General features: G+C 72.4%; 6 protein-coding genes. 3 read left to right on the top strand and 3 right to left on the bottom strand.

Annotation, left to right across the window (positions count from 1 at the left end; all coding sequences use genetic code 11):
- Positions 1–74: 74 nt before the first annotated feature.
- Positions 75–2,813 (bottom strand): magnesium-translocating P-type ATPase, encoded by a 2,739-nt coding sequence (mgtA, locus tag ACGFRG_RS04285; RefSeq protein WP_393261179.1) that lies wholly within the window; start codon positions 2,811–2,813, stop codon positions 75–77.
- A 469-nt stretch (positions 2,814–3,282) separates the two neighbouring features.
- Here mgtA and ACGFRG_RS04280 point away from each other — a divergent pair, with 469 nt between their 5' ends.
- Entirely contained in the window at positions 3,283–4,188 is a 906-nt protein-coding gene (locus ACGFRG_RS04280) for a phosphatidylinositol-specific phospholipase C domain-containing protein (protein ID WP_393261176.1), read from the top strand.
- 140 nt (positions 4,189–4,328) lie between these two features.
- Positions 4,329–6,392, top strand: coding sequence for a SpoIIE family protein phosphatase (locus ACGFRG_RS04275; protein WP_393261823.1), 2,064 nt, complete (start codon positions 4,329–4,331; stop codon positions 6,390–6,392).
- Between the two features lie 42 nt (positions 6,393–6,434).
- Here ACGFRG_RS04275 and ACGFRG_RS04270 read toward each other — a convergent pair whose 3' ends face one another.
- Positions 6,435–8,042, bottom strand: coding sequence for a phosphodiester glycosidase family protein (locus ACGFRG_RS04270; RefSeq protein WP_393261173.1), 1,608 nt, complete (start codon positions 8,040–8,042; stop codon positions 6,435–6,437).
- Between the two features lie 435 nt (positions 8,043–8,477).
- On the opposite strand from ACGFRG_RS04270, the gene ACGFRG_RS04265 reads away from it, so the two are divergent.
- Positions 8,478–10,598 carry a SpoIIE family protein phosphatase gene (locus ACGFRG_RS04265; protein ID WP_393261170.1) on the top strand — a complete coding sequence of 707 codons (2,121 nt, stop codon included), beginning with the start codon at positions 8,478–8,480 and terminating at the stop codon, positions 10,596–10,598.
- Here ACGFRG_RS04265 and ACGFRG_RS04260 read toward each other — a convergent pair.
- Positions 10,585–11,598, bottom strand: a complete 1,014-nt coding sequence (locus tag ACGFRG_RS04260; RefSeq protein ID WP_361423964.1) for a LacI family DNA-binding transcriptional regulator — start codon at positions 11,596–11,598, stop codon at positions 10,585–10,587. The two genes, ACGFRG_RS04265 and ACGFRG_RS04260, sit on opposite strands and share 14 nt — an antisense overlap.
- Between the last annotated feature and the right edge of the window lie 157 nt (positions 11,599–11,755).

Genomic DNA, 11,755 nt, shown 5'->3' with positions numbered 1-11,755 from the left:
GATCGGTAATCGGCGCCCGGCCGACCGGAGCACCCCGTCCGGGAGCGCGACCTCGACGGCTCGCGGCCGGACGTCTACAGCCAGGTGTCGAACCTGCGGATGTACCACGTCTTCACCAGCTGGGTGAGCACGCAGTACGCGAGCAGCGTGCCGAACAGGTACGGGAAGTAGCTCATCGGCAGGGCCGTGAAGCCCAGGCTGTCCGCCAGCGGGGAGAACGGCAGCAGGAGCCCCGTCGCCACCGCGAGGACCGTCGCCGCCATCACCGGCCAGGAGGCCCGGGACTGGACGAAGGGGATCCTGCGCGTACGGATCATATGGACGATCAGCGTCTGCGAGAGCAGCCCCTCGACGAACCAGCCGGACTGGAACAGGCTCTGGTGGGCCTCGCTGTCGGCGCCGAAGACGTTCCACATGAGAAGGAAGGTGGTGATGTCGAAGACCGAGCTGATCGGCCCGATGGTGACCATGAACCGGCCGATGCCCCGGGCGTCCCAGTTGCGGGGCTCGCGCAGGTACTCCTCGTCCATCCGGTCCCACGGCGTGGCCAGCTGGGCGATGTCGTACACCAGGTTCTGGACCAGCAGATGGATCGCCAGCATCGGCTGGAAGGGGATGAACGCGCTGGCCACCAGGACCGAGAGGACATTGCCGAAGTTCGACGACGCCGTCATCTTGATGTACTTGATGGTGTTGCCGAACGTGGTGCGGCCCTGCACCACGCCCTGCTCAAGGACGGTGAGGTCCTTCTCCAGCAGGATGATGTCCGCCGACTCCTTGGCGATGTCGACGGCGGTGTCGACCGAGATGCCGACATCGGCGTCGCGCAGCGCGGCGGCGTCGTTGATGCCGTCGCCGAGGAAGCCGACCGTGTGGCCGCGCGCCTGGAGTGCGCGCACGACACGGGCCTTCTGGACCGGGTTGACCTTGGCGAAGAGCGTGGTACGGGCGGCCAGTTCGCGCAGCTCCAGGTCGTCGAGCGCGTCGATGGCCGAGCCGGTGACGACCTCGCCCACCGCCAGGCCGACCTCGGCGCAGACCCGCGCCGCGACCAGTTCGTTGTCGCCGGTGACGACCTTGACCGCGATGCCCTTGTCGGCCAGGCCCCGCAGGGCCTTCGCCGCGTCCGCCTTCGGCGGGTCCAGGAAGGTCAGGTAGCCGACGAGGGTGAGCTCCGCCTCGTCCGCGACGGTGTACGTGCCGCGCGGCTCGGGCATGGTGCGGGTCGCGACGGCCAGGACGCGCAGCCCCTCGCGGTTGTTGCTTTCGGCGATCCGCGTGACATGCCACCGCAGCCGGTCGGTGAGCGCGACGCGCTCGCCCCGGTCCATCATGTGGGTGCACAGGCCCAGGACCTCCTCGACCGCGCCCTTGGTCACCATGATGTGCTCGGGCCGGGCGTTGGCGCCGATGAGGCTGTCCGCGTCCAGGAAGCTGTTGCGGCCCAGGACCACCGACATCCGGCGCCGGGCGAAGTCGAAGGGGATCTCGTCGACCAGGGAGAACCGGGCGTCGACGACGACCTCCTCGGCCTCGTCGACGCGGTCGATGACCGCCTGGTCCATCAGGTTCTTCAGACCGGTCTGGAAGTGGGCGTTGAGGTAGCCGTACTCCAGGACCTCGCTGTCGTCGTCGCCGTGCGCGTCCAGACAGCGGTCGAGGACGATCCGGTCCTCGGTGAGCGTGCCCGTCTTGTCGGTGCACAGCACGTCCATCGCACCCAGGTTCTGGATCGCGTTGAGCCGCTTGACGACCACCTTGCGCCGGGACATCGCGACGGCGCCGCGCGCCAGGTTGGCGGAGACGACCATCGGCAGCATCTCGGGGGTCAGCCCGACGGCGACCGCGACGGCGAAGAGAAATGCTTCGTTCCAGTCGCCCTTGGTGACGCCGTTGATCGCGAACACGACGGGAACCATCACCAGCATGAAGCGGATCAGCAGGAAGCTGACCTTGCGTACGCCGTTGTCGAAGTTGGTCTGCGGCCGCTCACCCGCCAGCGAACCGGCCATCGAGCCGAAGTAGGTGTCCGCGCCGGTCGCCACGACCACACCGGTGGCGGTCCCGGAGGTCACCGAGGTGCCCATCAGGCAGAGGTTGTCGGCGTCGATGGGGTCGCAAGTGCTGTGCTGGCCCTGGTCGTTCGTCCGGGTGTCGGCCTTGGCGACCGGCAACGACTCGCCGGACAGGGCGGCCTGAGAGACCATCAGATCCTTGGCGGAGAGGATCCGCAGGTCAGCCGGGATCAGATCGCCGGCCGCCAGCTTCACGATGTCACCGGGGACCACCTGGTCCATCGGCACCTCGACGGTGGTCGGCCGGGCGCCGCGACCGGCCGTGCGCTGTACGGCGGTGGTGGTGGTCACCAGCTTCTTGAGGGCGTTCGCCGCCCGGCCCGAGCGGTACTCCTGCCAGAACCGCAGCAGCCCGCTGAGCCCCACCATCACGCTGAGGATGACGACACCGGGGTCCGCCGGATCCTGCCAGTACATGACGGCGGCGAGGAACACCAGGACGGCGATGAACGGGTTGGCGTACGCCCTGGCCAGCTGGGCGGGCCGGCCCGGGGTCTTCTCATGGGCGACCACATTGGCGCCGAACCGCTCCTGGCGCGCCAGGACGTCGGCCTGGCCCAGGCCCGTGCGGTCGGCGTCGAGGTCCTTGAGGACCCGGGAGGCGGGGTGTGCGCTGAGGGCGGCGAGCCGCGCGCCGACGGCCCGGGTGCGGGCCGCCAGCTCCGCGGCCTTGCGCTCGCGGCGGCCGGGGGTGCCCCGGCCCGGCGGAGCGATCTTCTCCGGGGTAAGCATGGTCATGACGAAATCTCCCTCCGAGCATGACGGCAGGACGCGTCCGTGCGGTCACATGGAGTGGTGGGCGATGAGTGTGCGTACGCGATGGCACACGTGATGACCTGGGCGTACGCAAGGAAAGGCGCGGCGGGAAAGCGCCGCGTGCCGCAGTGGGGGCGCCGGGGGAAAGGCGGCGGTCAGCCCGGAGGCGTCGGTGGGTCAGCCGGTCGGCGCGGTGCGGCGAAGACTTCGGTCGGGACTCATCCCGAACACCTCCTCGGCTCGCACGGGCATGGCAAGGACGCCGGTTCCGCAGTGTGCGGATCCTTATTTGCGTCTTCACGAAAGTAGCATGGGTGGTGGGCGGCCCTGGACTACCGGCCGGTAATCCGTGCCGCGCGATGCCTGTCACCCTGCGGCCGTCTGTGCTTCCATGCGACGCGACGCACAGATGTGCCGACCGAGGCCGCCGAGCGGCAGGGGGAGCGTGGGCATGGACCGGCGGGGATTCCTCAAGGGCGCGGCCGTGCTTCCGGCCGCCGGACTGCTGGCCTACGCGGGCACCGCCCCGGCCACCGCCGACGCCCTGGGCGTCAGCGACTGGATGGCGGGCATCGCGGGCTCAACTCCCTTGCGCCAATTGACGATTCCGGGCACGCACGACTCGGGGGCGCGGTTCGGCGGGCTCTGGGTGAAGTGCCAGAACGCGGTCATCGCCGACCAGCTCGGCGCCGGGATCCGCTTCCTGGACGTGCGCTGCCGGGTCACCGGTGACTCCTTCGCCATCCACCACGCGGCCTTCTACCAGAACCTGATGTTCGGCGATGTGCTCATCGCCTGCCGGGACTTCCTCGCCGCCCACCCCACCGAGACCGTCCTGATGCGCGTCAAGCAGGAGTACTCCACGCAGAGCGACGCCGAGTTCCGCCGGATCTTCGACATCTACCTGGACCAGAAGGGCTGGCGGCCGCTGTTCCGCCTGGACGCCGCCCTGCCGACGCTGGGCGAGGCCCGGGGCAAGGTCGTGCTGCTCGCCGACAACGGCGGTCTGCCCGGCGTCCGTTACGGCGACCCGGCGCTCTTCGACATCCAGGACGACTACAACGCCGAGCCCTTCGGCAAGTACCCGAAGATCGAGGGCCAGTTCCGCAAGGCCGCCGATCAGCCCGGCAAGCTCTACGTCAACTATGTCAGCACGGCGGCCGGCCTGCCGCCCGAGTGGAACGCGGACCGGCTCGACCCGCAGGTCCGCGACTTCCTGAACGGTTCGGCGCTCGGCGGCGTGAGTGGCCTCGGAATCGTCCCGATGGACTTCCCCGAGGCCACCTCGGGCCTGATCGGCGCGGTGCTGCGGCACAACCCGGGCGCGGCCGCCCGCCCATCGCGGCCGAACGGGTGACTGTGCGGCGTACCCGCCGCGATCGGCGTCCGGGGCGCTTCTCCGTGATGCGGAGGAAAAACCCGCGAAGATAAGCTGACGCAGTGGCTGGACGCGACCGACGGCGGATCGGGCCGGGCGAGAGGCTGGCCCTCAACCGCATGGGCAGCTTCGACTGGGACCTGGACGCCGGGACCCTGGAGGTCGACGACGCCGGTCTCGCCGTCTTCGACCTGCGGCCCGAGGAGTACGACGGGCTCCCCGCCACCGTCTCCACCCGGGTGCCGCCCGAGGAGGGCGTCCGGCTCGCCGCGGTGATCGACGAGGCCATGCAGACCGGGCGCTCCTCGTACGGCGCCTACTTCCAGGTGCGGCGGCGCAACGGGCACCGCCAGTGGACCCATGTGCGCGGCCGGATCCTGCGGGACGAGCGGGGCACCGCGTACCGCGTCATCGGCATCGTCCGCAACGCCTCGACCGAGTTCACCGAGTTCACCGTGATCAGCCCGCTGGAAGCGGGCCGCCGGCGCATCACCGGCATGGTCCAGGGCACCACGGAGGCCCTGTCCAAGGCGGTGACCGTCGACGACGTCGCGGCGGTGCTCACCGGCACCGGCGGCATGGAGCGCTTCGGCGCCGACGGGCTCATCCTCGGCCTGGCCGAGGGCGGCGTGCTGAAGGCCATCGCGGCGGCCGGTGAGTCGATGGAGGCGCTGGAGGAGCTGTCGCTGCACCGGCTGGACGACTCGCTGCCGCTCGCCGAGGCCGTGCTGACCGGTCGGCCCCGGTTCGTGACCTCGCTCGCTGAGCTCGGCGACACCTTCCCGCGGCTCGCCCCGTACATCCAGGGCCTCGAAGTGGACGCGGCGGCGTTCCTGCCGCTGATCGCCCAGGCCCGGCCGGTCGGCGGCCTCGCGCTGTTCTTCCGGGGGCGCAGCGACTTCTCGGCCGAGGACCGCAATCTGTGCCTGGGTCTGGCCGGCATCGTCGCCCAGTCGCTCCAGCGGGCCATCCTCTTCGACCAGGAGCGCGAGTTCGCCACCGGCCTCCAGGCGTCGATGCTGCCGCGCCACGTGCCCGCCTTCACCGGCGCCGAGATCGCGGTGCGCTACCACGCGGCCTGGGGCGGCCGGGAGGTCGGCGGCGACTGGTACGACGTGATCGCGCTGCCCCGGGGCCGGGTCGGGGTCGTCGTCGGCGACGTCCAGGGCCATGACACCCACGCCGCCGCCATCATGGGCCAGCTGCGGATCGCCCTGCGCGCCTACGCGGGGGAGGGCCACGCGCCCGCGACCGTCCTCGCCCGGGCCTCGCGCTTCCTCGCCGAACTCGACACCGAGCGCTTCGCGACCTGCACGTACGCCCAGGTGGACCTGGAGTCCGGTGGCGTACGGGCGGTGCGCGCGGGGCACTTGGGGCCGTTCATCCGGCACACCGACGGCCGGGTCGGCCGCCCCAATCTGCGCGGCGGGCTGCCGCTGGGGCTCGCCACCGAGTTCGACGACGAGGAGTTTCCGGAGACCCGGCTCGACCTGGTGCCCGGCGAGATGCTGGTGCTCTGCACGGACGGGCTCGTCGAGGAGCCGGGCCTTGACATCGCGGCCGGGATGGACGCGCTGGAGGCGGCCGTCCGGGCGGGCCCGGAGGCACCGGACGCCCTCGCCGACCATCTCTCCGCCAGCCTCTGGGAGCGCTGGGGCACCGGCGACGACGTCGCCCTGCTCCTGCTGCGCCGGGCGCCCGACCCGGGCACCCCGCAGGCGCCCCGCATCCACCAGTACATCCACCAGGCCGACCCGGAGGGCCTGGCCGAGTCCCGGGTCGCCCTTCGCCGCGCCCTGGAGGACTGGGGCTTCGCCGAACTCGTCGACGACGTGGAACTGGCGGCCGGTGAACTCCTCGGCAACGTCCTGCTGCACACCGAGGGCGGCGCGGTGCTCACCCTGGAGGTGCTGCCCCAGCCGGTGCGGCGGGTACGGCTGTGGGTCAAGGACCGCTCCAGCGTCCGCCCGCGCCGCCGCACCCCGGGCGAGGCGGCCACCTCCGGGCGCGGTCTGATGCTGATCGAGGCGGTGTCGTCCCGCTGGGGCGTGGAGCCCAGGGGCGACGGCAAGGCCGTGTGGTGCGAGTTCGTCCCGGAGGGCAGCAGGATCGACGAGGGCGGCCGGCTCGACCTGTTCGCCGACTCGCCGGTGGTCCCGCCAGAGGAACCCCCGGAGGACTGACGTACGGCCCGCGCCGGAGCACGGGCCGCACGTGCGGGGCGGTCAGGGCCGGATGACCCAGGCGTTGCCGAGCGAGCGCTCGCCGGAGGAGTCGGACGGGCGGTTGATGACCCCGTCGGCCGCGGTGACCATCACGCTGGAACCGCCGCCGTCGAGGTTGAGCGCCTCGCGCGCGCCCAGCTGGTGCATCAGATCGGCGGTCCGCGCGATGCTCAGGCCCTCGCTGTAGCCCGCCTGGCGCCCGTCGACGACCACCAGCATCAGCCGGCCCTCGCCGTCGACGCCGATCATCGAGCGCGGATTGGAGCGGTTGGTCCAGTCGTACGTGAACGAGTGGTCGGAGCCGAACCTTATGATCCCGTCCCCCATGGCGTTGACCGACACCCGGCCGCCTCGCACCAGTGTCGGCCCGACCTGCATGATCTGGGTGTCCCTGGTGAGCGGGATGGTGCGGCCGTAGCCGTCCCTGACCCGGGTGCTGATGTCGATCCAGTCGCCCACCCGGACCTTCTTGACCAGCCAGTCGGCGCTGTCGCCGATGGCCTGCACGGTGTTGCCGCCGGCCGGAACCGCCGCCCCGCGCGAGGAGTTGACCGCGGTGACCTTGCCGTGCTTGTCGAGCACCACCTCGGCGCCCGTGCCGGTCGGCGGGGTGCCCCACTCGGGGGTGAACTCGACGAGCTCGTTCGGGTCGGTGCACTCGAAGTCGTGCTGCGGCTTGTCGGTCGGAATGTCGTCGGCGTCCCCGCCGCAGTTCCAGACGTCCCCGGGGAAGCGGTTGACGCCGTCCAGCTCCTGGATGGCGCCCCGGGACGTACGCATCGAGATGTGCGCGGTGAGCGTGTCGACGCGGACCGAACGGCCGCCCCGGGTGGCGATGATGGCGCCGCGGCCCTGGGTGGCGCTTGCCAGGACCTTGCCGTCCTTGACGTAGAACCCGCCCGGCGCGTCGTTGTAGAACCACTGGCCGTTGATGCCCGCGACCGCGTGCGCCAGGGCGATCAGCTCGGTGGCGGGCTCGGTGCCGTGCAGCGTGGGCCCGAACTCGGTGCCCACGCTGCCGTGGAATTTGCGGAAGTCCACTCTGAGGACGTGGACCTTCTGGGGCGCGTTGGTGTCCGTGCCGTCCTGCCCGGTGTAGCGCGTGTCCCCGGTGAACCCGGCGGCCTTCACCTTCGCGAGCTCGGCGGTGGCGTCGGCCCGCTCGGCGTAGGCGCCGATCCGGACCGTCCAGCCGAGCGTGCCCGCCGGCAGGTCGGCGTACGCGGGCGAGCGGACCTCTTCGACGCGAGGGGCGAACCCCTTCTGCCGCAGGGCGTCCGCCACCTGGTCCGCGGTGTCCTTGGGGCCGAGCTCCGTGGTGGCCTTCCCGACCGGACCGCCGGGGTCCGCGGGCAGGTAGACATGCGCGGTCCAGTAGTCGGCCGCGTTCTTCTTGCCGAAGGTGAGCGCGGTGAGCGTGACGCCGGGGCTCAGGGTCCGGGTGACCGGCGGCGCGGTGGTCGGCAGCGGGGGCAGGAACGGCTGGGCGGCGGATGCGGAGGCGGGCCGAAGGGCGCCATGGGGCGTGGCCTCGGCAACGGGCAGGGCGACCGCGGTGGTCAGGGCGACGGCGGCTGACAGCGCGGCGGCGAGGGTGGTTCGGCGCATGAGGCTTCCTTCATGGGTGGGAAGGTGCGTCGAAAATTAGATGGTGTGGACATGACTTGTGCTGATACGTCACACGCTGCCCACGTGAAGTGACTCTCACTGATGGGTGAACGAGACGGGAGGCCAGAAGTAGCGGGGTGGACAGGGGGTCAACTCCGGTACGGAGAAGGGCTGCTGTGCCCCTCGCCGGGGCATTCGTCTCATCGGCCCCATCCAGGTGATCAGATGATGTGTCAGATATTTCGTCCGATTCATAACGGAGTCGGGCGGATCTTCCACGCGAAACGCCGTCGGCGCCGACGCGCTGTCCCCCGGTCGGCTGCCGTCCACCGGGCCGCCCCCGGCCGCCACGCGCTCTCGCCGTGCGCGCGGGCGCCGCGCGGGGCAGCCTGGATCCTCAGAGGTGTCGCGGGGCCGTGGAGGAGGTGGTCGGCCATGCCCGACCGGGATGCGCCCGGCCCCCCGGCCGATCGCGCGCCCCCGCACGAGGCGGTGCTCTCCCGGGTGCTGACCGGGATGCTCGACGACGTCCAGGCCCACTCCGGTGCCGTATATGTGCTCGATCCTGGTGAGAACGTGCTGGTCATGAATGTGATGGCCGGGCTGCCCCGGGTCTTCGCCGCGCCCTGGGAGCGGGTCGGGCTCGGCGCCCCCATCCCGGTCGCCGACGCGGTCCGCGAGCGGCGCCTGGTCTGGGTCGGCGGCGAGGAGGAGATGGCCGGGCGCTACCCCCGGATCGCCGTGGTGCTGCCCTATCCGTTCGCCCTGGCCGCCCTGCCCGTGGCGACCGCGCGGACCGTGTACGGAGCCGTCTACGTGACCTGGCCCGGCTCGCACCCGGCGGACCTCTCCCAGCGCGAGCGCGAACGCCTCGCGGCGGCCTGCGACCGGCTCGCCGAGTACATGGAGTGGGCGGCGGCGCAGGGCCATCCCGTGCTGCCCGGGTCCGGTGTTCGCCTGCAGGAGACCGACCCGGGCGAGAACGTCGCCGCCGAGGCCGTACGCATGGCCGCGCGCCTCCCGTACGGGCTCTGCGCGCTCGATCTCGACGGGCGGATCGGCTATGCCAACCAGGCGGCGGGCGATCTGCTCGGCGTCCCGGTCGACCGGCTGCTCGGCGCCACGCCCTGGACCGTGCTGCCGTGGCTCGACGACCCGATGTACGAGGACAGCTATCGGGCGGCGCTGCTCAGCCAGCAGATCACCTCGTTCGTGGCGCTGCGCCCGCCCGGCGACTGGCTCTCCTTCCGGCTCTACCCCAGCACCACGGGCCTGAGCGTGCGCATCACCCGGGCCCGCGCCGCGCCCCACCCGGGCCGCCCGCCCCGCGACTCCGGGGAGGGCCCGGGGCGGCTCGTGACCATCTCGCACATCCTGAGCCTGGCCAGCGCCCTGACCGAGGCCGTCGGCGTCCAGGACGTGATCGACCTGGTGGCCGACGAGATCATGCCGGCCGTCGGCAGCCGGGCCCTGGTGATGCTGGGCTCCTCCGGCGGGCGGCTGCACGTGCTGGGCCAGCGCGGCTACGAGGACCCCTCGGTCGTCGAGCGGTTCGACGGGCTGCCGCTGAGCGCCCGCACCCCGGGCACCCGCGCCCTGCTCACCGGCGTGCCCGCCTTCTTCGAGTCGCGCGCCCAGCTGGAGCGCCTCTACCCCAGCCGGTCCGCCACCCCCGACGGCATGGCCGCCTGGGCCTATCTGCCGCTGATCGCCTCCGGCCGGGCCGTGGGCTCCTGCGTCCTGGGCTTCGCCGAGCAGCGCACGTTCTCCGCCGAGGAGCGCGCGGTGCTGACCAGCGTGGGCGGGCTCATCGCCCAGGCCCTGGAGCGGGCTCTGCTGTACGACGCCAAGCACCGGCTCGCCCACGGCCTCCAGGAGGCCCTGCTGCCGCACACCCTGCCCGCGCTGGCGGGCCTGGAGGTCGCGGCCCGCTATCTGCCGGGCACCCAGGGCATGGACATCGGCGGCGACTTCTACGACCTGCTGCCGGTCGGCACCGCGGCCGCCGCCGTCATCGGGGACGTCCAGGGCCACAACGTCACCGCGGCGGGCCTGATGGGCCAGGTCCGCACCGCCGTACGGGCCTACACGGCCGTCGGCCAGAGCCCCGGCCGGGTCATGGAGTCCACCAACCGGCTCCTTGTCGACCTCGCCGCCGAGCGCTTCGCCAGCTGCATCTATCTGCATCTGGACCCCGCGCGCGGGCGCGCCCTGCTCGCCCGGGCCGGGCATCCGCAGCCGCTGCTGAGGACCCCGGACGGCCGGGTGCGGGTGCTCGACCTGGTGGGCGGGCCGCTGCTCGGCATCGAGGCGGACGCGGTCTACCCGACCACGGAGGTCCCGCTGCCGCCCGGGTCGGTCCTCGCGCTGTACACCGACGGCCTGATCGAGATCCCGGGCGTCGACCTCGACGAGTCGCTGGCCGCCGTCGCCGACCGGCTGGCCGCCGCCGGGAGCCGCCCCCTGGAGGAGGTGGCCGACGCTCTCGTACGCCATGTGCGGGAGACCCGCGAGCGCGGCGACGACGTGGCGCTGCTGCTGCTCAGGCCCCGCTGAGCGGCGGCGCGGCGGTGCTCTCCCGCTCGATCAGACGGGGCAGCGGCATCGGCACCGTCCGAGCGGGGCCGCCGTCGAGCAGCGCGGTGAGCTCCCGCGCGGCCAGCCGCCCGAAGGCGACGGTGTCGCGGGAGAGCGCGGTCAGCCACGGGTGGACCATCCGGCACAGCACCGAGTCCTCCCAGGACACGATCGACACCTCGCCCGGCACCGAGAAGCCGAGCCCGGCCGCCACGGCCGCGCCGGCCGCCGCCATCACGTCGTTGTCGTAGACGAGCGCGGTCGGCGGCGCGTCCCCGGTGAGCACCCGGCGGGTCACGGCGGCGCCCTGGGTGTCCGAGTAGTCCGTGGTCACCGAGCGCACCCCGGTCAGCGCGCGCCGCCCGGCCTCGGCGCGCAGCGAGCGGATACGGCGGTCGGTGTGCGCCAGCGACTCAAGCCCGGCGATGTGCACGATCCGCCGGTGCCCGAGGGAGTGCAGACGGCCGACGACCGCAGCCATCGCCCCGGTGTCGTCCGCGCGCACCTGGGACAGATGAGGGTGGGCGTCGGGCAGTCCGCCGATGACGACGCCCGGCAGCCCCAGCTCGTCCAGGAGCTCCGGGCGCGGGTCGTCGGTGCGCGGGTCGACCACCAGGACCCCGTCCACCCGGTGCTCGGCCCACCACCGCCGGTAGACCGCGCACTCGGCCCGGACGTCCTCCACCACCTGGAAGAGCAGCCCGAGCTGACGCTCCGCCAGGACCTCCTGGATGCCGGAGATCAGCTGGAGGAAGAACGAGTCCACGCCGAGGGTGGCGGCCGGGCGCGCCACCACCAGGCCGACCGTCGCCGAGCCCTCGCCGGACAGCGCGCGGGCCGCCGTGCTCGGCCGCCAGCCCAGCTGCTCGGCGACCCGGCGGACCCGGTCGCGGGTCACCTCCGAGACGCCCGGCCGGTCGTTGAGCGCGAACGACACCGCGCTCTCCGACACCCCGGCCCGCTGGGCGATGTCCTTCATGGTCGGGCGGCGCGCGGGAGTGCGCCGGCCCGCCGACGTGTCCTTGCCGGACGGCGGGCTGTGTGTCACCCATGCCCCTTTCCCGGTGGATCCGGCCGACTTCGGCCGGTGAATACCCCGGCGTACTAATGCGCTTGAGCACCGTGACTCTAAAGCG

The organism is Streptomyces sp. NPDC048696 (assembly GCF_043198895.1).
GTDB lineage: Bacteria > Actinomycetota > Actinomycetes > Streptomycetales > Streptomycetaceae > Streptomyces.
This window is presented reverse-complemented; position numbering and strand designations above follow the sequence as displayed.

What these genes read in the sequence shown, in the direction of transcription:
- mgtA (WP_393261179.1), bottom strand. Translation starts at nt 2,813, where the DNA reads ATGACCATGCTTACCCCGGAGAAGATCGCTCCGCCGGGCCGGGGCACC.
- ACGFRG_RS04280 (WP_393261176.1), top strand. Translation starts at nt 3,283, where the DNA reads ATGGACCGGCGGGGATTCCTCAAGGGCGCGGCCGTGCTTCCGGCCGCC.
- ACGFRG_RS04275 (WP_393261823.1), top strand. Translation starts at nt 4,329, where the DNA reads ATGGGCAGCTTCGACTGGGACCTGGACGCCGGGACCCTGGAGGTCGAC.
- ACGFRG_RS04270 (WP_393261173.1), bottom strand. Translation starts at nt 8,042, where the DNA reads ATGCGCCGAACCACCCTCGCCGCCGCGCTGTCAGCCGCCGTCGCCCTG.
- ACGFRG_RS04265 (WP_393261170.1), top strand. Translation starts at nt 8,478, where the DNA reads ATGCCCGACCGGGATGCGCCCGGCCCCCCGGCCGATCGCGCGCCCCCG.
- ACGFRG_RS04260 (WP_361423964.1), bottom strand. Translation starts at nt 11,598, where the DNA reads ATGAAGGACATCGCCCAGCGGGCCGGGGTGTCGGAGAGCGCGGTGTCG.